The organism is Desertihabitans brevis (assembly GCF_003327535.1).
Lineage (GTDB): Bacteria > Actinomycetota > Actinomycetes > Propionibacteriales > Propionibacteriaceae > Desertihabitans > Desertihabitans brevis.
In genome coordinates, this window is record NZ_QOUI01000010.1 from 50,506 (window position 1) to 70,566 (window position 20,061).

Genomic DNA, 20,061 nt, shown 5'->3' on the forward strand with positions numbered 1-20,061 from the left:
AGCCAGACGGCGGACGCATCACCTTACCCGGCGCACGGGGGCAGCCGGTACACCTGAGAGCGCGTCGTGGCAGGCGTAGGACGCCAGCGCGCCGGACAGCAGCACCTGGCTGAGCGAGCTGCCGCCGCGGCTGTGCGGTCCGGCCGTCCAGAGCAGCGGCCGCCCGGTGCTCACCGGCGGCATCCGCCACCAGCTCGCCGGTCCGTCCCAGGCGATCCCGTAGGACGGGTCGGGCGAGGCCGCCGTGGAGTCGTGGGTGGACACGAGCGTCCGCTCCCCGAGCGCGCGCCGGTAGCGGACCACCGGACCGTCCAGGCGGTGCTCGACCAGCTCGGCGACGCCACCGGGGACGGGGTCGTCCTCGACCACGGCATGGCTGACGGCCGGGGCCAGCGCCGGCCGGGCGCGGGCCAGCCGGCGGCGGTCGGCCCAGCGCAGCCCCCGCGGGTCGAGCCGCAGGTGGGTCCAGGGGTCGACGGCGGAGACGACGGCGGCCGCGTCCACCGGCTCGCCGTCCACCTCCACCCGCGGGCGGGGCCGGGTGGTCAGCGCGGTGACGGTGCGGCCGAGGTCGAGGGCGACCTTGCGCAGCCGGAGCCGGTCGGCGACCAGCTCGACCAGCCGGTGCACCGGTTGCGGGGCGCCGTCGCGGTCGTGCAGCACCCAGCGCCCGAAGGTGCGGGTGGCGACCAGCTCGGCCGCCCGGAACGCCGGCGTCCGCTCCGGGTCGGACCCGGCCCGCTGCACCACGGCGCGCACCACCGCGCCCAGGTGCGGTTCGGCGAGGTCGTCGGCCAGGTCGGCCACGGTGCGGTCCAGCAGCAGGGTGCGTCGGACGTCGGGGGTGAGCTGGCGCTGCGAGAGCAGCTCCAGCTCCATCCCGAGCGGGCGCAGCTGCTGCCAGACGCCGAGCAGCCGGTCGAGCAGATCGCGCCAGCGCTCGGCCGCCGGACGTCCCAGGGCGGCGGTGAGCGCGGCGTGCTGGGCGGCCCGCTCGGCCGGCAGCTGCAGCTCGAGCCCGTCGGGGAAGCGGTGGGTGGCCGGCGGCCCCGGCACCAGCTCGAGCCCGGCCCGGGCGAGCTCGGCGTCGAAGGCACGTCCGGACTTCTTGAACAGGTCGCGCCAGGGCGCGGGGAAGGTGAGCACCCCCGGCATCGCGTCGACCCGCACCCCCGGGTGGCCCGCGAGGTCGGCGCCGGCCCAGCGTCCGCCCAGCCGGTCGGTGCGCTCCACCAGCCGCACCCGGTGACCGGCCTTGGCCAGCCGCGCGGCCGCCGCCATCCCGGCCAGCGACCCGCCCACCACGACCACCGGCAGCGCTTCCACGGGGCCGAGGGTAGTGAGCCGGGCGGGGGGCGTGGTCGTGACCGACCGTCGAGCTCGGTCGGTGCGGCAGGATGACCGCGTGCAGACGACGGCGGGGGTGCGGCGGTGGCTCCGGGGACGCAGCGAGCTGCCGCGCAGCGTGCTGGTGCTGGGGCTGATCTCGTTCAGCGTGGCCGTCGGGTTCGGGGTGATGGTCCCGGTGCTGCCGGTCTACGCCCAGTCGTTCGGGGTGGGCACCTTCGAGGCGTCGGCGGTGATCTCGGCCTTCGCGCTGGTGCGGCTGGTGACCGCGCCGGTGGTCGGCCCGCTGATCGACCGGCTGGGGGAGCGGCCGGTGCTGGTCACCGGCGTGCTGGTGGTGGCCGGGTCGACGGCGCTGGCCGCGCTGGCGACGTCGTACTGGCCGTTCCTGGTGCTGCGCGGCATCGGCGGCCTCGGGTCGGCGATGTTCACCGTCTCCTCGATGACGCTGCTGCTCAACACCGTCGAGCCGAGGCTCCGCGGACGGGCCGCCGGGTTCTTCCAGGGCGGGTTCCTGCTGGGCGGGATGGCCGGTCCGGCGATCGGCGGCGCGCTGGCCGGGATCTCGCTCACCGCCCCGTTCTGGTTCTACGCCGCCACCCTGGCCGTGGCCGGGCTGATCGGGCTGGTGGTGCTGCGCTCCTCCGAACGCGGCCGGGACGCCGCCGGCACGGAGGAGGTGCGGCCGATGTCGGCGGTGCTGGCCGACCCGCGCTACCAGGCGGCGCTGGTGGCCGGGCTGGGTCAGGGCTGGACGTCCTTCGGGGTGCGCAGCGCGCTGGTGCCGCTGCTGGTGGTGGGCGCGCTGGGCGCCGAGCCGGCCTGGACCGGGATCGCCTTCGCGGTCTCGGCGGTCGTGCAGACCATCGCGCTGGCCCCGGTCGGCCGGTTCGTCGACACGGTGGGACGCCGACCGGCGATGGTCGCCGGCGGGCTGGTCTGCGCCGCCGCCACCACCGGCGTCTCCTTCTCCACGGATCTGGTGGTGCTGGTGGTGTCGTTGGCCGTCTACGGGTTGGGTGCGGCGCTGCTGGGGACGGCCCCGGCCGCCGCGGTGGGCGACGCCGCCGGAGGGCGCAGCGGCACCCCGGTGGCGGTCTTCTCGATGGTCGGCGACCTCGGCGCCATCGTCGGGCCGCTGCTGGCCGGTTGGATCGCCGACCAGGGTTCCTACCCGCTCGCCTTCGGGGTCGGCTCGGCCATCTTCGTGCTGGGCTCGCTGCTGGCGCTGCGGATGCCCCGCGGGGTGCCGGCCGCACCCGCCGGGAGCGGGACGGCGACGGCTCCGTAGGCTCCCCGGCATGGAGGAGCGCACACTGGGCAGGACCGGCCGTCAGGTCTCGGTCATCGGTATGGGTTGCTGGCAGATCGGCGGCAGCTGGGGCGACGCCGTCGAGGAGGAGCAGGCGCTGCGGACGCTGCACACCGCGCTCGAGTCCGGCGTCACCTTCTTCGACACCGCCGACGTCTACGGCGACGGCCGGAGCGAGCGGCTGCTCGGCCGGCTGCTGGCCGAGATCGGCCGTGACCGCGTGACGGTGGCGACGAAGATGGGCCGTCGCGCGAACCCGCACGTGCCCGAGGCCTACACCCTGGACGCCTTCCGCGCCTGGAACGACCGGTCGCGGGAGAACCTCGGCGTGGACACCCTCGACCTGGTGCAGCTGCACTGCCCGCCCAGCCCGGTCTACGAGCGTGAGGAGGTCTACGACGCGCTCGACACGCTCGTCCAGGAGGGCCGGACCCGCGCCTACGGCGTGTCGGTGGAGACGGTCGACGAGGCGCTGACCGCACTGCGCCGGCCCGGCGTGGCGACCATCCAGATCATCCTCAACGTGTTCCGGCGCAAGCCGCTGGAGGAGGTGCTCCCGGCCGCCGCCGAGGCGGGCGTGGGGATCATCGCCCGGGTGCCGCTGGCCAGTGGGCTGCTCTCGGGCCAGTACGACCACGACACCCGCTTCGACGCCGAGGACCACCGCAGCTTCAACCGCAACGGCGAGCAGTTCGACCAGGGCGAGACCTTCTCCGGGGTGCCCTACGACGTCGGCGTGGACGCCGCCCGCGAGGTGGCCGCGCACACGCCGGAGGGGCTGACGACGGCCCAGCTGGCGCTGCGCTGGGTCGTCGACCAGCCGGGCGTCAGCGTGGTCATCCCCGGCGCCCGGACGCCGGAGCACGCCCGCGCCAACGCCGCCGCCGGCGACGCCGCCCCGCTGACCGACGAGCAGCAGCACGCCCTGGCCCAGGTCTACGACGACCGGATCCGCGAGCACGTGCACACCCGCTGGTGAGCCCGCGCCGGAGCGCTTGACCCGTGGACCGCGTCGCTGGCGCAGTTCACCCGTGGACCGCGCCTCCGGCGCAGTTGACCCGTGGACCGCGCCTCCGGCGCGGTTAACCCGTGGACCGCGCCTCCGGCGCGGAGCGAGGATGGCGGCCGTGACGTCCGCCGCCCCGCCCGCAGCCGGTCTCCGTGACGCGCTCGCCGTGCTGCTGGCCCTCGACCACCCCGACCGGCTCCAGCTGCTGATGGCGGCTGAGGGGCTGCTGCCGGGCTGCCCGGCCCCGTGCACCCTCGACGACGTCGCCCGGGCGACCGGCCGCAGCGTACGGCAGGTCGCGGAGACCGCCACCCGGATGCACGAGTCGGGTCTGGTCCGGGTGAGCGGACGGGTGGTGCACGCCGACACCACGGTCTTCGCCCGGGCCGCGGCCGCGGTCGAGGAGGCGATGCCGGTCACCGCGCTGCTGCGCCGCCGGCCCGGGCTGGCGCGCTGGTTCCGCCGGGGCCGCCTGCTGCGGGTGCCGGAGCGGAATGAGCAGCAGGCCGAGGTCGCCGCGCTGCTCGTCGAGCTGCTGCCGGCGGGGGTCGAGCTGTCCGAGGACGAGGTCGGCGCGGTGCTGGGCACGGTCGGCGACCCCGCCGAGCTGCGGCGGCTGCTGGTCGACCACCGGCTGGTCGAGCGGCACGCCTCCCGCGGCTACCGCCGCACCTGACCTGCGTGCGGGGGCGTCGAGGGGGTAGGGAGCGGTCCCGTCGCACCCGTCCGGAGGGTGCGACACCCACCCAGGAGGACACCATGGCCACCGGAGAGACCGGCTTCGACGACGTCACCTTCGACCTCATCTCGGTGCAGTACCACGCCCTGAAGGCGGGGCACGACTACGGCCAGTACGTCCGCGACGCGGAGAACGCCGGCCAGGACGAGATCGCCGCCTTCTTCCGCCAGGTGATGGAGGAGGACTCCGCACGCGCCCGGAGGTGCCACGAGTTCCTCGCCTCCCTCGGCGGGATCGACAACACCGCACCGCAGAGCTGATCCGGCGGGCGCCGACACGCCTCCGCCGCGGTGCTTGACGGAGGTGCCGGCGCCCGGCCTATAGTGGAACCGTTCGAACACGGATTCGATTCGGCGCTTGGGGAAGAGCCGGGTCGAAGCCCGCGAACCGACAGGTCGCGCGGCGCGGGTGGACCTCGACCCCCACCCGCGCCCGCTCCTCCCCGGCGCCTGTGATCCGCAGCACGGAGATTTCGGGTTGCTGACCGCGCTGGGGGAGGATGGCGGGCGTGGCACGTGATCGCAACCGGACCCGGGCGGGGGACATGTTCCGCTCGCTGGCGGTGATCCTGCTGCCGATCCTCGTCATCGGCGCGCTGCTCACCCGCACCCTGGACGACTACCCGGTGCAGGCGGTCGAGGTGGCCCCCCACCTGGAGCGGGCCCGTGCCGAGGCGCCCTTCCCGGTGCTGGCGCCCGTCCAGCTGCCGGAGGGCTGGGTGCCGACCCGGGCCACCTGGGTGGCGCAGGGGGAGCGGGCCCTCAACGACGAGCCCTCGCCGCGCAACCAGTGGACGCTGGGCTACCTCGACCCGTCCGAGACCTACCTGTCGGTGGAGCAGGGGGACGGCCCGGTCGAGACCTACCTCGTCGAGGCCACCCGGGAGGGACGTCCGGAGGCCACCAGCCAGGTCGGTGAGCAGACCTGGCAGCAGTACCTGTCGGCCGACGGCCGCACCCGCTCGCTGGTGCTCACCGAGCCCGCCGTCACCACCGTGGTCTCCGGGGACGTGCCGTACGAGGAGCTGGTGGCCTTCGCGGGGACGCTGAGCACGGGCTGACGCCGCACCCGGACGAGCTGAGCCCGCCGGGGCACGGTCTCCCGCGCCCCGACGGGCTCAGCCCGGAACCGGTTCAGCTCACTGGTTGCTGAAGGCGGCGTCGAAGGACTGCTCCGGCAGCTTCCACAGCAGCTTGCGGATGGCGCCGACCGCCTCGGCCGCACCGTGCTCGCGGTCCATGCCGGCGTCCTCCCACTCGATCGAGATCGGACCGCTGTAGCCGATCGACTTCAGCGCGCGGAAGGCGTCCTCCCAGGGCACGTCGCCGTGGGTGGTGGAGACGAAGTCCCAGCCGCGCCGCGGGTCGCCCCAGGGCAGGTGCGAGCCGAGGATGCCGGCCCGGCCGTTCTGCGGGCGGAGCCGGGTGTCCTTGCAGTCGACGTGGTAGATCCGGTCGGCGAACTCCACGATGAAGCTCACCGGGTCGATGTTCTGCCACATCATGTGCGAGGGGTCCCAGTTGAAGCCGAAGGCCTCGCGGTGCTCGATCGCCTCCAGGCTGCGCACCGAGCTCCAGTAGTCGTAGGCGATCTCGGAGGGGTGCACCTCGTGGGCGAAGCGGACGCCCTCGGAGTCGAAGACGTCGAGGATCGGGTTCCAGCGGTCGGCGAAGTCCTGGTAGCCCTCGTCGATGACCGAGGCGGGCACCGGCGGGAACATCGCCACGTAGGGCCAGATCTTGGAGCCGGTGAAGCCGACCACGACGTCCACGCCGAGCTTGCGGGCCACCCGGGCGGACCGCTTCATGTCCTCCGCGGCCCGCTGGCGCACGCCCTCGGCGTCGCCGTCGCCCCACACGTAGTCGCGCAGGATGGCCTGGTGGCGGAAGTCGATCGGGTCGTCGCAGACCGCCTGGCCGCCGAGGTGGTGGCTGATCGCGAAGCACTTCAGCCCGTGCTTGTCGAGGATGTCGAGCCGGCTCTGCACGTAGGCGTCGTCCTCGTCGGCGCGCTTGAGGTCGAGGTGGTCGCCCGAGGCGGCGATCTCGAGGCCGTCGTAGCCCCAGGACGCCGCCTTGGCGGCCAGCTCCTCGAACGGCATGTCGGCCCACTGGCCGGTGAACAGGGTGACGGGATGGGTGGACTCGGTCATGGTTCCTCCTGGCGTCGGTGCGGGTGGCGTGGTCACAGCCGGACCCAGGTGCCCTGCTCGCACGAGTCGAGCACGGCCTGGGTGATGCGTCCGGCCCGCAGGCCGTCGGCGAAGCGGGGCAGGCCCTCCGGCTCCTCGCCGCGGGTGGCGGCGTAGGTGTCGGCGGCGAAGGCGTCGAAGGCGTCCTGGTAGCCCATCGGGTGCCCGGCCGGCACCCGGCAGAGCCGGGCCGCGTCCGGGGCGAGCTGGTCGGCGTCGCGGGGGAGCAGCTGGCTGCCGGCGCGGCGTCCGAGCCAGATGGTCTCCGGCTGCTCGGTGTCGAGCCCGAGGGTCTGCTCGGCGCCGGCGATCTCCAGGTGCAGCCGGTTCTTGCGCCCCGGCGCCACCTGGGAGACCAGCAGCGAGCCGATCGCCCCGCCCTCGGTCTGACACGTCAGCGCGACCGCGTCCTCGGTGCTGACCGGCCGGTCGCCGCGGGTGCCGAAGACGGTGCTCTTGGACGCTGCCAGCGCGACCACCCGGTCGGCGGTGATGAACTCGAGCAGGTCGACCAGGTGCGAGCCGATGTCGCCGAAGGCGCGCGAGCGGCCGCCGTCGGTGACGTCGACCCGCCAGTTGTCGTCGTCGGCGGTGAGCAGCCAGTCCTGCAGGTAGCTGCCGAGGACGGTGGTGATCCGCCCCATCTCGCCGGCGGCGAACCGGGCCCGCGCCTCGCGCACCAGCGGGTAGAAGCGGTAGACGAACGGGACGGTCGCCACCACCCCGGCCTGCTCGGCCAGCTCCACCAGCCGCTCGGCGTCGGTGACGCTGGTGGCCAGCGGCTTCTCGCAGACGACGTGCTTGCCGGCTGCCAGCACCGCCTCGGCCTGCGCGGCGTGCAGCGCGTTCGGGGTGCAGACGTGCACCACGTCGACGTCCGGGTGGGCCACCAGCTCCTCCACCGAGGACGCGGCCGAGGCGAAGCCCAGCTGCTCGGCAGCGGCCCGCGACCGCTCGGGGGAGGAGGAGGCGACCGCCACCAGGGTGGCGCCGGCGGCGCGGGCGGCCCGGGAGTGCACCGAGGCCATGAACCCGCCGCCGACGACGCCGACGCCGACCGGGGAGGCGCCGGTCACAGGGTGGCCTCCGTGGGGTCCCAGTCCTCGGTCAGCGGCTCGACCACCTCGAAGGTGCTGGCCACCTCGACCGCCTCGCCCTTCTGGCCGGCCTCGATCGTCGTCTGCATGACGTCGAGGACGTGGTAGGCGAGCTTGCCGGAGGCGCGCTCCGGGCGTCCCGCGCGGATGGCGCGGGCCAGCTCGACCACGCCGGTGCCGCGACCGGCGCTGGCGCCCACCGGCGCGATCGCCTCGGGCTCGCTGCCGGCGACGTGCAGCACGGTGTCGCCGTCGAAGTTGTTGGGGTCGGGCACCTCGACCGTCCCGTCCAGGCCGGCCACCTCGAACTGCATCCGCTTGAGGTGGGAGTCGAAGCTGAAGGTCGAGGTGGCGGTCTGCCCGCTCTCGAACTCGAACAGCGCCGCGACGTGGGTGGGCACCTCGACCGGGAAGGTCTCCCCGGCCCGCGGACCCGACCCGATCACCCGCTGGGTGCGGGGCTGGCCGAGGGTGGACTGCACCCGTCGCACCGGGCCGAAGAACTGGGTCAGCGCGGTGATGTAGTACGGGCCGAGGTCGTACAGCGGCCCGGCGCCCACGGCGAACAGGAAGTCCGGGCTGGGGTGCCACAGGTCGGGGCCGGGGTTGAGCAGCATGGTGTGCGCGGTCTGCGGCGCCCCGATCCGGCCGGAGGCGACCAGCCGCAGCGCGGACTGCAGCCCGGCGCCGAGGAAGGTGTCGGGGGCGGTGGCCACCCGGCGTCCGACCCGCTCGGCGGTGTCCAGCAGCGCCTTCGCGCTGTCGGTGTCGAGGGTGATCGGCTTCTCGTTCCAGACGTGCTTGCCCGCCTCGAGCGCCTGGGTGGCGACCTCGGCGTGGGCGGCCGGGATGGTGAGGTTGATGACGATGTCGATGCCGTCGTCGGCCAGCAGCTCCTCGACCGTGCCGGCGGCCGGGACGCCGTGGGTCTCGGCCTGGCTGCGGGCCCGCTCGACGTCGATGTCGGCGACGAAGCGGACGTCGACGTCGGGGAAGGTGGCCAGGTTGGTCAGGTACTGGGTGGAGATGTTGCCGGCGCCGATGACGCCGATCCCCATCGGTCCGGAGGTCATCAGGCGGCACCCCCGTCGAGGGAGGCGAGGAAGGCGTAGGAGTCGGCGACGGCGGTGAAGCGGTCACCGCGGGAGTCGTCGAGCTCGATGACGTGCAGGCAGCCCGGGGTGGCCGCGACGATCTCGGCCACCGGCTGGGTGCCCTGACCGAGGGCGACCTGGTCCTTGTTCTCGGTGGTGCCGGGGCCGTCCTTGATGTGCACGGCCACCACGCGGGAGCCCAGGTTGGCCAGGATCTGCAGCGGGTCCTCACCGCCCACGGCGACCCAGTAGGCGTCGACCTCGAGCACGACCTCCTCGGCCAGCAGCCCGGCGAAGTACTCCAGGGCGGTGCGGCCCTCGATCTTCGGGGTGATCTCGTGGGCGTGGTTGTGGTAGCCGACGACGATGCCGTGCTCGGCCGCGATGGTCGCGGCGTGGTTGAGGGCCTCGGCGGTGGCGGCGACGCTCTCGGCGTCCTGCCAGCGGTCGGCGGGCACGTGCGGGTCGATGACGGTGCCGATGCCCAGCTCGGTGGCGGCGGCGAACACCTGCTCCAGCTCGGCGTCGGACTTGCCGATGAAGCCCTGGTGGGTGGTCGGGGCGACCAGTCCGGACGCCTCCAGCGCGGGCTTCAGCGCGTCGCCGAAGGAGAGGAAGCTGTAGGGCTCCACGCGGGTGAAGCCGAGGTCGGCGAGACGCTGGAGGGTGCCGGCGAGGTCCTCCTGGGCGAGCTCGCGCACGGTGTACAGTTGGACGGAGAGGTTCACGGTGCTCCTGTGCTGGGTGCGGTAGCTGGGTGGTGCCGCCGTCGGCGGGCCTCCCTGGCTCGCCCCGGCGCGCACCCGCCACTCTGCTCATGCTTCTGACGCCTGTCAAGCAAAAGTCCCGTGTGCTTTACTCAAAAGGTGGATGTCCTCGAGCTGCTCCGCGACGGCCGGGCCCGCACCCGGGCCGAGCTGGTGGCCGAGTCGGGGCTGAGCCGGTCCACCGTGGGCGCCCGGGTGGACGCGCTGCTCGGCCACGGGCTGGTGGTGGTGGCGGGGGAGGCCAGCTCCTCCGGCGGTCGTCCACCGGCCCGGGTGGTGTTCAACCCGACCGCGCGGCTGGTGGTCGCCGTGGACGTCGGCGCCACCCACGTCACGGTGGCCCTCACCGACCTGTCCGGGCTGGTGGTCGACGTGGTCACCCTCGACCTCGCCGTCGCGGCGGGCCCGGACGTGGTGCTCGGGGCGATCCTGCGCGAGGCCCGCCGGATGGTCGCCGCGGCCGGTCGGCGTCCCGCGGAGGTCGTGGGCGTCGGGGTCGGCGTGCCCGGGCCGGTCGAGCACGCCACCGGACGTCCGGTCAGCCCGCCGATCATGCCCGGCTGGGACGGCTTCGACGTGCCGGCCGCGGTGCAGCGCGTGTTCGACGTGCCGGTGCTGGTCGACAACGACGTCAACCTGCTGGCGCTGGCCGAGCAGCACGCGGCCTGGCCGGACGTCACCGAGCTGGTCTTCGTCAAGGTCTCCACCGGTATCGGCGCCGGCATCCTCGCCGGCGGGCAGCTGCAGCGCGGCGCGTCCGGCTCGGCCGGCGACCTCGGTCACCTGCGGGTGCCCTGGGTGCCCGACAGCCCGCGCCCGGCCGACGACCCCCGCGACCTCGAGGCCGTCGCCTCCGGCCCGGCCATCGCCGAGCGGCTGCGCGGGCTCGGTCTGGAGGCGCGCACCAGCGCCGACGTGGTGGCGCTGGTGCGCGGTGGCGACCAGCGGGTGCACGCCGCGGTGCGCCAGGCCGGCCGCGACCTCGGGGCGGTGCTGTCGGGGGTGGTCAACCTGCTCAACCCGTCGGTGATCGTGGTCGGCGGCAGCATCTCCCGGGCCAGCGAGCACCTCATCGCCGGGGTGCGCGAGGTGGTCTACGGACAGTCGATCCCGCTGGCCACCCACGACCTGCGGATCGTCCGCTCCCGCACCGACCACACCGCCGGTGTGCTGGGGGCGGCGCTGCTGGTCACCCGGCAGGTCTTCGCCGAGGACCCGCTGCCCCACCTCATCCGGTCGGGCTGAGCTCGACGACCCGGTCCGGGCCGAGCTCGTCGAGGAAGGTCTGGTCGTGGCTGACCACGAGCAGCGCACCGCGGTAGCCGGACAGGGCCTGCACCAGCTGCTCGATGCTCGGCAGGTCGAGGTCGTTGGTCGGCTCGTCCAGCACCAGCAGCTGCGGGGCCGGCTCGGCCAGCAGCAGGCAGGCCAGGGTGGCCCGCATCCGCTCCCCGCCCGACAGCGTGGACGCCGGCTGGTCGGCGTCACGGCCCCGGAAGAGGAAGCGGGCGAGCCGGGAGCGGATCTCGGTCGGGTCGGCGTCGGGGGCGTGCCGGGCCACGTTCTGGGCCACGGTCAGGGTGGGGTCGAGCAGGGTGCGCGCCTGCGGCATCATCCGCAGCGGCACGTGCACCTCAACCTCGCCGGCGGCCGGCGGCTCCGCCCCGGTGACCGCTCGCAGCAGCGAGGTCTTGCCGATCCCGTTCCGCCCCACGAGGCCGACCCGCTCGGGTCCGCGCAGGTCCAGGTCGACCTCGACGTCGCCGTGGGCGGGCCGGACGCCGGTGAGGGTGAGCACCCGTCGGCGGGGCGGGACGACGGTGGCCGGCAGGTCGACCACGATCCGCTGCTCGAGCCGCAGCCGCTCCTCGGCCTGCGCCAGCTCGTCCTCGGCAGCGGCCAGCCGCTCCTCGTGCACCCGGGTGTAGCGGGCGGCGCTCTCCTGCGCGGCGCGCTTGCGGCCGCCGGCGACGATCCCGGGCACCCGCTTCTCCCGCTCGGCCTTCCGCCCGACGGCGCGGCGGGTGGCGAGCACCTGCTGGCTGTCGGCGACGTCGCGGCGTTCGGCACGCAGCCGCGACTCCGCGGCGGTGACGGCCTGGCGGGCCGCCTGCTGATCGGCGGCCAGGGCCTCGGTGTAGGCCATCCACCCGCCGCCGTACCAGCGCAGGGTGGAGCTGCCCGTGCCGCGGGAGGAGGCCGCGCCGGTGCGGTGCAGCTCGGCGATGTCGTCCACGGTGTCCAGCAGCTCGCGGTCGTGGCTGACCACCAGCAGCGTGCCCCGGTAGCCCTGCAGGGCGGCGCCGAGGCGGGCGCGGGCCGTCCGGTCGAGGTTGTTGGTCGGCTCGTCCAGCAGCAGCACCGGCGGGTCGTCCAGCAGCAGCGCGCCGAGGCTGAGCAGCTCCAGCTCACCGCCGGAGAGCGAGCCGACCCGGCGGTCGAGGTCGAGGTGGTCCAGCCCGAGCCGGCCGAGCTGGGCCTCCGCGCGGTCGGCGACGTCCCAGTCGGAGCCGACGGTGTCGAAGTCGGCCACGTCGACCGAGCCGGCCTCGATCCGGGCGAGCGCGGCGAGGACGCCGGTGATGCCGAGGACGTCGGCGACGGTGTCGGACGGGTCGGCAGCGGGGTCCTGCGGCAGCAGCCGGGCGCCGGGGGCACTGACCGAGCCCGAGGTGGGTCTCAGCCGGCCGGCGAGCAGGTGCAGCAGCGTGGACTTGCCGACGCCGTTGCGGCCGACCAGGCCGTGCCGGCCGGGTCCGGCGGTGAGGTCGAGGCCCTCGAGGACGGGTGTGCCGTCGGGCCAGCAGAAGGTCAGGGCGGAGGTGGTGACGGAGGGCACAGGAGCTCCAGGGGTTCGTCGGGTCGGGACGTCTGGAGACGCTGCGCGGGGACGGTGACGCCGGGAGCCGGCGGACCGAGGGGCCCGGGGTGAGGTCGAGGGACGCGACATCCGTCGCGCGCGCGTCTCGGCCTCACAGATCCACGGGTGGGAGCACTCCTCGGGAGGGGATGGAACGCCCGCCAGTCTATGCGCGCCTTTCAAGGACCTCCACCCATTAAGGCGGTCAGGTCCGTGGTGCCGACGGGCTGATCGCCTCCACCAGCTCCTCGACCCGGGCGCGGATCTCGTCGCGGGTGGCGCGGGTGGTCTCCAGCCCCTGGCCGATCACCGGGGCGATGTCCCACTCGAGGAGGTGTGCGCCCTGCTCGGGCAGCTGCTCGGGCGGGACGCCGATGGCGACGATCGTCTCGGCCGCGCGGGTGGCCGAGCCGGTCACCGGCTTGGGGTAGGACTCGGCGAGGTCGATGCCCACCTCGCGCATGGCCTCGACCACGTCCGGCAGCACCTGGCCCATCGGGTTGATGCCCGCCGACCAGGCGCGCACCCGCCCGGCGCCGAGCTGGTTGGCGAAGGCCGCAGCCATCTGGGAGCGTCCGGCGTTGCCGTTGCAGACGAACAGGACGTCGTGCAGGCCGTGCGGGTCGAGCCCGCGCTCCTCGGCCAGGTGGACCAGCTCGTCGCGGGCGAAGCGGCGGACGAAGACCGGCAGGAAGTCGGGGATGGTGGCGTTGGGCTCGAGGTGCGCGCGGCTGCGGCGGACCGCGGCCTCGACCTCCTCGCGGGTGAACTGGCCCTCGTAGCGGGTGGCCAGATCGGCCACGATCTGCTCGTGGTCGCGGTCGTCGAGCTGCATGGCTGCTCCTGGGGACGGCACGGCGGTGGGGCGTCGGGATATCCATTGAAACTCAGCCTGCGCCCGGCGCGCCAGGGCCGGCGACGCCTACCCGGTGGCGAGGTGGCGCACGAGCACCCGGCCATCCTCCTCGCGGGTCTCGAAGACCGGCTGGGGGCGGGTGGCGGGGCCGGTGACGACCGAGCCGTCGGCGAGGGAGAACCGGCTGTCGTGCCAGGGGCAGCGCACGCAGCCGTCCTCCAGGGTGCCCTCGTGCAGCGGCCCGCCGCGGTGGGTGCAGCGGTCGGCCAGGGCGTGCAGGGTGTCGTCGGCGTCGCGGGTGAGCACGAGCTCGACACCGGCGGCGCTGGCCCCGGTCAGCCGGCCGTGCTCGACCTCGGTCGAGGCGGCGACGTCGACCCAGCCGGGCACCTCGGGGTCGAAGGCGGTGACGTCGACGCCGACACCGCGGGCGTAGGAGAGGTGGCCGCCGAGCGAGCCGGAGGCGCCGAGCAGGGCGAAGCCCGGGATGGTGAGCAGCTGACCGGCGCGGTGGTGGCCGCGGCGGCGGGCCATCCAGCTGGCGGCGTACAGCCCGATCGCGGACACGTTGAGCAGGGCGTGCACCCAGCCGACGCGGCGCTGACCGCCCACGGTGGAGGTCCAGTCGTGGGTGCCGGTCGCGGCGGCCAGCGGAGCGGTGAGCAGCCCCACCCCGATCGCGGTCCGCGCCCCGGACTTGTTGCCGACCAGGTCGAGCACCATGGCCGCCGCCCAGGAGCCGATCGGGACGGTGATCAGCAGCGGGTGCAGCGGGTGGCTGAGCGGGGTGCCGGCCAGCAGGCTGCGCACCCGGGGACCGCCGTAGAGACGACCGGCGCGCTCGGCGACCGGGTCGGCGGTGGCGTCCAGGCTCTCGGCGGTCTCGATCCGCCGCACGAGCCGCTCGAACAGGGTGCCGAACCGGTTGATCAGCATCGGCGGCCTCCGCTCGCGCGGGACGGTACGGGCGGGATCGACGTGGGCACGGAAGCTCCTCCTGCGACGACGGGCCTGGTGACCGGGGGCGTACCCCGTGTGGGCGTGGGCAATCGCGACACCGTCAGCCTGCGCTCTCCGTGCCCTGCTGCCGGGCTGACTCGACCAGCGCACGGGCGCCGTCGAGGCGGGCCTGGCAGACCTGCGCCAGCTTCTCGCCGCGCTGCCAGAGCACCAGCGACTCGGCCAGCCCGGCGCCTCCGGACTCCAGCTCGCGCACCACCTGGCCGAGCTGCTCGCGGGCGTCCTCGTAGCTGAGTGCGTCGAGGCGGGCCAGCTCCTCCTCGCCCAGCTGCGGGGCGACCGGTGCGGCCGGGGTGGGATCGGTCATGGCTGCTCCTCGGGGTCGGGGTCGGTGGGGGTGGCGGGCTCTTCCGCCGCGGGGTGCACGGTGTGGACGGTGAGCTCGGCGGTGCCGTCGCGCAGCCACGCCGTCACCGCCTGCTGCGGGCTGAGCCGCGAGGTGGTGCTGACGGTGTGGCCGTCGGCGTCGGCCAGCACGGTGTAGCCGCGCTCCAGCGTCGCGACGGGGGAGAGGCTGCGGGCCCGCGCCACCAGGTGCTGCACGGTGGTGGCCTCGTGCCGCAGGTGCTGCTCGACGGCCCGGCCGAGCCGGTGGCGCCACCCCTCCAGCTGCTCGGAGTGCACCGCGAACGCGGCCAGCGGGTCGGTGAGCACCCGGCGTCCACGCAGCTCGGCCAGCCGGTGCTGCTCGGCGTCGAGGCGGTGCAGCAGCGCCCGGCCGAGGCGGCTGCGGGCCGAGGCGACCAGCTCGGTCTCGGCGGCGACGTCGGGCACCACCGCGCGGGCGGCGTCGGTGGGGGTGGAGGCACGGTGATCGGCCACCAGGTCGAGGATGGGGGAGTCGCTCTCGTGCCCGATCGCGCTGACCACCGGGGTCCGGCAGGCGGCGACGGTGCGCAGCACACCCTCGTCGGAGAAGGGCAGCAGGTCCTCGATCGAGCCGCCGCCGCGGGCGACCACGATGACGTCGACCTCCTCGTCGCGGTCCAGCGTGCTGACCGCGTCCATCACCTGCGCGGCCGCGTTCACCCCCTGCACCTGGGCGTGGCAGGTGCGGAACACCACCCCCGGCCAGCGGCGCCTGGCGTTCTCGACGACGTCGCGCTCGGCCGCGCTCTGGGCCGCGGTGACCAGCCCCACCACCCGGGGCAGGAACGGCAGCGGTTTCTTGCGGCGCGGGTCGAACAGCCCCTCGGCCTGCAGCATCCGCTTGCGCTGCTCGAGCTGGGCCAGCAGCCGGCCCTCGCCGACCGGGCGGATGTCGTCGCAGTGGTAGGACAGCCGGCCGGCGGGGTTGTAGTAGCTGGGACGCAGGTGGGCGACCACCGTGGCGCCCTCGGTGAGCGGGCCGGCGGCGTCGAGCACCTGCGGGCCGGTGGTGACGCTGACCGAGACCTCGGCCAGCTTGTCGCGCAGCGTGAGGAAGACCGTCGCGGACCGGGCCCGCCGGTTGATCTCGATCAGCTGGCCCTCCACCCAGACCCAGCCGAGCCGCTCGATCCACTGCTTGACCTGCTGGGTGACCACGCGCAGCGGCTGCGGCTGCTCCGGTGACGACTCCAGACCCATGCCGGTGACCCTAACCGGGGCCGCCGACGGTTCCGGCCCGGCGCGGGACGCCACGTAGACTCGCGGCCATGAGCGCCCCCGAGCAGGACCGAGCCCCGAGCGCCCCCGAGCCGACGGCACAGCCTGGTGGGAAGCGGGTGGTCGTGGCCGCGCCCCGGGGGTACTGCGCCGGCGTCGACCGCGCGGTGGTCACCGTCGAGCGGGCCCTGGAGCAGTACGGCGCCCCCGTCTACGTCCGCAAGCAGATCGTGCACAACCGCCACGTGGTGGAGAACCTCGAGGCCAAGGGCGCGGTCTTCGTCGACGAGCTGGACGCCGTCCCCGAGCAGGCGATGGTGGTGTTCTCCGCCCACGGCGTCTCCCCGGCGGTGCACGCCGAGGCCGCCGAGCGGAACCTGCGCACCATCGACGCCACCTGCCCGCTGGTGACGAAGGTGCACAACGAGGCCAAGCGCTTCGCCCGGCAGGACAAGGAGATCCTGCTGATCGGCCACGCCGGCCACGAGGAGGTCGAGGGCACCTCCGGGGAGGCGCCCGACCACATCACCCTGGTGCAGTCGCCGGAGGAGGTCGACGCGCTGGAGGTGAAGGACCCGACGAAGCTGGCCTGGCTGAGCCAGACCACCCTCAGCGTCGACGAGACGATGGAGACGGTGCACCGGCTGCGCGAGCGGTTCCCGCTGCTGATGGACCCGCCCAGCGACGACATCTGCTACGCCACCTCCAACCGGCAGGCCGCGATCAAGCAGATCGCCGCGCGCTCCGACCTGGTGATCGTGGTCGGCTCGGCGAACTCCTCCAACTCCGTGCGGCTGGTGGAGGTGGCGCTGGAGGCCGGTGCGAAGACGGCCTACCGGGTCGACAACGCCGGTGAGATCGACGAGCGGTGGCTGGACGGGGTCGAGCAGGTCGGCGTCACCAGCGGTGCCTCGGTCCCCGACGACCTGGTCGAGGGCGTGCTGGCCTACCTGGAGCAGCACGGCTACCCCAAGGCGGTCGAGGAGCGGCTGACCGAGGAGAACCTGGTGTTCTCCCTGCCCAAGGAGCTGCGGCACTCCGCCCGCCAGGAGGCGGTCGCGGTGGGAGACCTGCAGCCCGGCTCCTGACGTCTCGTCCCTCAGCCCTGCACGGTCGGGCGGATGACGAGGGAACCGATCTCGACGTCCCGGGGCTGCTCGAGGGCGAAGGCCACGGCCCGGGCCACCGCGGCAGGGTCGAGGCCGAACTCCTCCATCCCGGTCCGCACCTGCTCACGGAAGCCTGTGGCCATCCCGTCGGCCAGCTCGGTCCGCACGTACCCGGGTGAGATCTCGGTGGTGCGGACGACGCCGTCGGTGGACTCCGCCCGCAGCGCCTCCATGACGGTGCGGGCGGCGTTCTTGGTGGCGGCGTAGACGCCCATCGTCGGCGAGATCGCCAGCCCGGCCGTCGAGACCGTGGTGACGACGTGGCCGTGGCCCTGCCGGCCGAAGACCGGCAGCACGGCGGCCAGCGCGTTGAGCAGGCCGCGCAGGTTGACGTCGATCATGGCCGACCAGCCCTCGGGGTCGGGCTCGTCGAGCCGGCCCAGCCGTGCCACGCCGGCGTTGCTGACGAGGGCGTCCACCGCACCCAGCTCGGTGACGGCGGTCCGGACCAGGCGCTGCAGGTCCTCGGCCACGGTGACGTCGGTGGGTACCGCGATCGCCGGACGACCCCGGTCGCGGAGGGAGGCGACCAGGGCCTCCAGCCGCTCGACCCGACGGGCGGCGAGGACCACCGAGGCCCCGCGCTCAGCGAGCAGGGTCGCACTCGCCCGCCCGATCCCGCTGCTTGCTCCGGTGACGACGACGACCTGTCCGTCCAACGGCCGCTGAGAGTCTGGCATCTGCTGCTCCAGGTTAAGGTGACATGTGTCCGGTTGTGCGCAACCGTAACCGGACACATGTCCGTTCAGCAACCTCGAGGAGGGCTGTGCCTGACCGCGCACTGCGTGCCGACGCCGCCGACAACCGGGAGCGCATCCTGCAGTGCGCCCGCCGCCTCCTGGTGGAGGATGCCGGGGTGGGGCTCAACGTCATCGCGAAGACCGCGGGCGTGGGCCAGGGCACCCTGTACCGCCACTTCCCGAACCGGACGGCGCTCGTGATGGAGGTCTACCGCGCCGACGTCGAACACCTCGGCGCCGTCGCCCGTGAGCTGCTGCGAGCTGCCGACACCGACGCGCCGTCGGCCCTGCGCCGGTGGTTCGACGAGGTGGCTGACTACGCCCGGGTCAAGCACGGCGTGCTCGCCGCGCTCAGCGTGGAGACGGGTCAGCAGCTGACCGGTCAGCACATCGGGGTGCTGAGCGAGGCGGTCGACCTGCTGCTCGAGGCGGGCCGGCAGCAGGGGGTCTTCCGCCGGGACGTGGGCTCCCCGGAGGTGCTGCTCCTGCTGGGCTTCCTGTCCCGGGTGGAGGAGGCGGGGGTCGGCGACCGGGTCGAACGCACCCTCGACCTGATCGTCGACGGGCTCCGTGCCCGGGAGGACCGGGTGGGAGGGCGTCCCTCCGGTCAGCCTGAGTAGCGCTGCTGCTCGTCGGCTCGTGTCGAGTCGTCGGGCGCCACCAGCTCGTCCAGCGTCGGCTCGCGGTCGAACAGCGCCTCCTCCTGCGCCGGCGGCAGGCTGCGCCGGCGGGTGCGCCCGATCAGCGGCTCGACCCGGGCGGCGTCCTCGACGAGCTCGGCGTCGACGATCGAGCGCACCGGCTCCTCGACCGGCGTGACCGCGTCCAGGTCGGCGTCGGTGACGTTGAGATCGCGGAACCGCCGGGCGCTCACCATCACCCGGGTCTCCAGGGTGCCGATGCTCTGGTTGTAGGCGTTCACGGCCGTCCGCAGCCCGCGCCCGACCCGGTCGAAGTGGCTGCCCAGCGTCCCGAGCCGGTTGTGCAGCTCGCGGCCCAGCCGCAGCACGTCGGCCGCGCTCTCGGCCAGCTTCGCCTGCTTCCAGCCGTAGGCCACCGCCCGCAGCATCGCGATCAGCGTGGTCGGGGTGGCCAGCACCACGTCCCGGGCGGCGGCGTAGTCGTGCAGGTCGGGCAGCACCTGGAACGCCTCGGCCGCCAGCGCCTCGCTGGGCATGAACAGCACCACGAACTCCGGGGTGCCCTCCTCGGCGGCCCAGTAGCGCTTCTGCGCCAGCTGGTCGACGTGGGTGCGCACGTTGTGGGCGAAACGGCCCATCGCGGCCTCGCGTTCGCGGGCGTCGTCGGTCTCGTGCGCGTCGAGGAAGGCGGTCAGCGGCACCTTGGAGTCGACGAAGACGCACTTGCCGTCGGACAGGTCGACCCGCATGTCGGGGCGGACCGTCTTGTCGTCGCTGGTGGTGGTGTGCTGGGCGGTGAAGTCGCAGTGCTCGACCATGCCGGCCACCTCGGCCACCCGCTTCAGCTGCATCTCACCCCACGCACCCCGCACCTGCGGCTTGCGCAGCGCGGTGGCCAGCGCGGACGTCTCGCGCCGCAGACTCTCCCCGGTGAGCTGGACCGCCTGCACCTGGTTGCGCAGGTCGGTGGCCAGCCGCACCCGCTCCTTCTCCACCTCCGACAACCGCTCGTTGACCGCCTTCAGGCTGTCGCGCACCGGCGCCAGCAGCGCCTCGGTGGCCCGCAGCCGCTGCTCGGCCTGGGCGTCGGCCTGCTGGCCCTGCTTCTCCAGCGTCTCGGCCGAGAGCACCTTGAACTGGTTGGCCAGCGCCTCCCGGTCGGCGGCCAGCTCGCGGGCGCGCTGCAGGGCGGCGTCCCGCTCGGCCCGGGCCGCCGACAGCAGCGCCGTCGCCTCGCTCGCCTCGGCGAGCGCGGCCTGCACCTCCGCGCGGGCCTCGGCCACCCGACGTCCCGCGTCGGCCGCGCCGGCCCTCGCCTCGGCCAGCTCGCCGCGGGCCACGGCGGCCTCGCCGCGGGCACGGTCGGCCTCGGCCCGCGCGCGCTCCACCTCCGCACCCGCCCGCTGCGCCTCGGCCTCCTGCTCGGCCCGCCCGACCTCGCGCCGGGACCGGCTCAGCAGCACCGTCGCGGAGAGGCCGAGCAGCAGGCCGACGACGAGGCCGGCCAGCAGGGCGGGGAGAGCAGCGGTGTCCATGCCGAGGATCCTGCCAAGGTGCTCCGACAGTTCCGGGGTGCCGCTCCGGCGGGCCCGCATCGGGGTCCGGCGCGGACGTCGGGGTCCCAGCATCCGA

Annotated in this window: 20 protein-coding genes; 8 read left to right on the forward strand and 12 right to left on the reverse strand. The window is 74.4% G+C overall.

The features are described 5' to 3' along the window. Positions 1-18: 18 nt before the first annotated feature. Entirely contained in the window at positions 19-1,326 is a 1,308-nt protein-coding gene (locus DT076_RS15070; RefSeq protein WP_114127524.1) for an FAD-dependent oxidoreductase, read from the reverse strand. 79 nt (positions 1,327-1,405) lie between these two features. Here DT076_RS15070 and DT076_RS15075 point away from each other — a divergent pair, with 79 nt between their 5' ends. The 5 genes from DT076_RS15075 to DT076_RS15095 all read left to right on the forward strand — a co-directional run bounded on the left by DT076_RS15075 (position 1,406) and on the right by DT076_RS15095 (position 5,467). Beyond that, a complete protein-coding gene (locus DT076_RS15075; protein WP_114127525.1) occupies positions 1,406-2,638 on the forward strand; it encodes an MFS transporter in 1,233 nt (410 codons plus the stop codon). Positions 2,639-2,648: 10 nt separating this feature from the next. Next, positions 2,649-3,638 carry an aldo/keto reductase gene (locus DT076_RS15080; RefSeq protein WP_114127526.1) on the forward strand — a complete coding sequence of 330 codons (990 nt, stop codon included), beginning with the start codon at positions 2,649-2,651 and terminating at the stop codon, positions 3,636-3,638. Between the two features lie 139 nt (positions 3,639-3,777). Next, positions 3,778-4,344 carry a DUF2087 domain-containing protein gene (locus DT076_RS15085; RefSeq protein WP_114127527.1) on the forward strand — a complete coding sequence of 189 codons (567 nt, stop codon included), beginning with the start codon at positions 3,778-3,780 and terminating at the stop codon, positions 4,342-4,344. An 83-nt stretch (positions 4,345-4,427) separates the two neighbouring features. Further along, a complete protein-coding gene (locus DT076_RS15090) occupies positions 4,428-4,667 on the forward strand; it encodes an acyl carrier protein (RefSeq protein ID WP_114127528.1) in 240 nt (79 codons plus the stop codon). A gap of 248 nt (positions 4,668-4,915) precedes the next feature. Beyond that, the gene (locus tag DT076_RS15095) at positions 4,916-5,467 is read left to right on the forward strand and encodes a DUF4245 domain-containing protein (RefSeq protein ID WP_158548159.1); all 552 of its coding nucleotides are present in this window, start codon (positions 4,916-4,918) and stop codon (positions 5,465-5,467) included. Positions 5,468-5,545: 78 nt separating this feature from the next. Here DT076_RS15095 and DT076_RS15100 read toward each other — a convergent pair whose 3' ends face one another. Genes DT076_RS15100 through DT076_RS15115 form a run of 4 tightly spaced genes read right to left on the reverse strand, consistent with a single transcriptional unit; the run spans position 5,546 to position 9,517 of the window. Further along, on the reverse strand, positions 5,546-6,559 hold the full coding sequence (locus tag DT076_RS15100) for a sugar phosphate isomerase/epimerase family protein (RefSeq protein WP_114127530.1): 1,014 nt from the start codon (positions 6,557-6,559) through the stop codon (positions 5,546-5,548). A gap of 32 nt (positions 6,560-6,591) precedes the next feature. Further along, a complete protein-coding gene (locus tag DT076_RS15105) occupies positions 6,592-7,674 on the reverse strand; it encodes a Gfo/Idh/MocA family protein (RefSeq protein ID WP_233493993.1) in 1,083 nt (360 codons plus the stop codon). After that, positions 7,671-8,768 (reverse strand): Gfo/Idh/MocA family protein, encoded by a 1,098-nt coding sequence (locus tag DT076_RS15110; RefSeq protein WP_114127531.1) that lies wholly within the window; start codon positions 8,766-8,768, stop codon positions 7,671-7,673. Before DT076_RS15110 ends, DT076_RS15105 begins: the two co-directional genes overlap by 4 nt. Continuing rightward, positions 8,768-9,517 (reverse strand): sugar phosphate isomerase/epimerase family protein, encoded by a 750-nt coding sequence (locus DT076_RS15115; RefSeq protein ID WP_114127532.1) that lies wholly within the window; start codon positions 9,515-9,517, stop codon positions 8,768-8,770. Before DT076_RS15115 ends, DT076_RS15110 begins: the two co-directional genes overlap by 1 nt. Before the next feature lie 138 nt (positions 9,518-9,655). Here DT076_RS15115 and DT076_RS15120 point away from each other — a divergent pair, with 138 nt between their 5' ends. Then, positions 9,656-10,801 carry an ROK family protein gene (locus DT076_RS15120; RefSeq protein WP_233493994.1) on the forward strand — a complete coding sequence of 382 codons (1,146 nt, stop codon included), beginning with the start codon at positions 9,656-9,658 and terminating at the stop codon, positions 10,799-10,801. Here DT076_RS15120 and DT076_RS15125 read toward each other — a convergent pair. From DT076_RS15125 to xseA, 5 genes are all read right to left on the reverse strand, one after another. Continuing rightward, complete coding sequence (locus DT076_RS15125) at positions 10,785-12,395, reverse strand: ABC-F family ATP-binding cassette domain-containing protein (protein WP_233493995.1); 1,611 nt, start codon at positions 12,393-12,395, stop codon at positions 10,785-10,787. The genes DT076_RS15120 and DT076_RS15125 overlap by 17 nt on opposite strands. 226 nt (positions 12,396-12,621) lie before the next feature. Next, positions 12,622-13,251 carry a three-helix bundle dimerization domain-containing protein gene (locus DT076_RS15130; protein ID WP_114127535.1) on the reverse strand — a complete coding sequence of 210 codons (630 nt, stop codon included), beginning with the start codon at positions 13,249-13,251 and terminating at the stop codon, positions 12,622-12,624. A gap of 87 nt (positions 13,252-13,338) precedes the next feature. Continuing rightward, positions 13,339-14,208 carry a Rieske 2Fe-2S domain-containing protein gene (locus DT076_RS15135; protein ID WP_114127536.1) on the reverse strand — a complete coding sequence of 290 codons (870 nt, stop codon included), beginning with the start codon at positions 14,206-14,208 and terminating at the stop codon, positions 13,339-13,341. Between the two features lie 124 nt (positions 14,209-14,332). Further along, entirely contained in the window at positions 14,333-14,599 is a 267-nt protein-coding gene (locus DT076_RS15140) for an exodeoxyribonuclease VII small subunit (protein WP_114127537.1), read from the reverse strand. Next, a complete protein-coding gene (gene xseA, locus DT076_RS15145) occupies positions 14,596-15,861 on the reverse strand; it encodes an exodeoxyribonuclease VII large subunit (protein ID WP_114127538.1) in 1,266 nt (421 codons plus the stop codon). Before xseA ends, DT076_RS15140 begins: the two co-directional genes overlap by 4 nt. 68 nt (positions 15,862-15,929) lie before the next feature. On the opposite strand from xseA, the gene DT076_RS15150 reads away from it, so the two are divergent. After that, positions 15,930-16,967 (forward strand): 4-hydroxy-3-methylbut-2-enyl diphosphate reductase, encoded by a 1,038-nt coding sequence (locus DT076_RS15150; protein ID WP_114127539.1) that lies wholly within the window; start codon positions 15,930-15,932, stop codon positions 16,965-16,967. 11 nt (positions 16,968-16,978) lie between these two features. Here DT076_RS15150 and DT076_RS15155 read toward each other — a convergent pair whose 3' ends face one another. After that, entirely contained in the window at positions 16,979-17,728 is a 750-nt protein-coding gene (locus tag DT076_RS15155) for an SDR family oxidoreductase (protein ID WP_114127540.1), read from the reverse strand. 86 nt (positions 17,729-17,814) lie between these two features. On the opposite strand from DT076_RS15155, the gene DT076_RS15160 reads away from it, so the two are divergent. Next, positions 17,815-18,408, forward strand: a complete 594-nt coding sequence (locus tag DT076_RS15160) for a TetR/AcrR family transcriptional regulator (protein ID WP_233493996.1) — start codon at positions 17,815-17,817, stop codon at positions 18,406-18,408. Here the strand turns inward: DT076_RS15160 and rmuC are convergent. Next, positions 18,396-19,964: a DNA recombination protein RmuC gene (gene rmuC, locus DT076_RS15165; protein WP_233493997.1), complete on the reverse strand. Its 1,569-nt coding sequence runs from the start codon at positions 19,962-19,964 to the stop codon at positions 18,396-18,398. The genes DT076_RS15160 and rmuC overlap by 13 nt on opposite strands. Positions 19,965-20,061 lie beyond the last annotated feature (97 nt).

What these genes read in the sequence shown, in the direction of transcription:
- DT076_RS15080 (WP_114127526.1), top strand. Translation starts at nt 2,649, where the DNA reads ATGGAGGAGCGCACACTGGGCAGGACCGGCCGTCAGGTCTCGGTCATC.
- DT076_RS15085 (WP_114127527.1), top strand. Translation starts at nt 3,778, where the DNA reads ATGGCGGCCGTGACGTCCGCCGCCCCGCCCGCAGCCGGTCTCCGTGAC.
- DT076_RS15090 (WP_114127528.1), top strand. Translation starts at nt 4,428, where the DNA reads ATGGCCACCGGAGAGACCGGCTTCGACGACGTCACCTTCGACCTCATC.
- DT076_RS15100 (WP_114127530.1), bottom strand. Translation starts at nt 6,559, where the DNA reads ATGACCGAGTCCACCCATCCCGTCACCCTGTTCACCGGCCAGTGGGCC.
- DT076_RS15110 (WP_114127531.1), bottom strand. Translation starts at nt 8,768, where the DNA reads ATGACCTCCGGACCGATGGGGATCGGCGTCATCGGCGCCGGCAACATC.
- DT076_RS15130 (WP_114127535.1), bottom strand. Translation starts at nt 13,251, where the DNA reads ATGCAGCTCGACGACCGCGACCACGAGCAGATCGTGGCCGATCTGGCC.
- DT076_RS15135 (WP_114127536.1), bottom strand. Translation starts at nt 14,208, where the DNA reads ATGCTGATCAACCGGTTCGGCACCCTGTTCGAGCGGCTCGTGCGGCGG.
- DT076_RS15140 (WP_114127537.1), bottom strand. Translation starts at nt 14,599, where the DNA reads ATGACCGATCCCACCCCGGCCGCACCGGTCGCCCCGCAGCTGGGCGAG.
- xseA (WP_114127538.1), bottom strand. Translation starts at nt 15,861, where the DNA reads ATGGGTCTGGAGTCGTCACCGGAGCAGCCGCAGCCGCTGCGCGTGGTC.
- DT076_RS15150 (WP_114127539.1), top strand. Translation starts at nt 15,930, where the DNA reads ATGAGCGCCCCCGAGCAGGACCGAGCCCCGAGCGCCCCCGAGCCGACG.
- DT076_RS15155 (WP_114127540.1), bottom strand. Translation starts at nt 17,728, where the DNA reads ATGCCAGACTCTCAGCGGCCGTTGGACGGACAGGTCGTCGTCGTCACC.
- rmuC (WP_233493997.1), bottom strand. Translation starts at nt 19,964, where the DNA reads ATGGACACCGCTGCTCTCCCCGCCCTGCTGGCCGGCCTCGTCGTCGGC.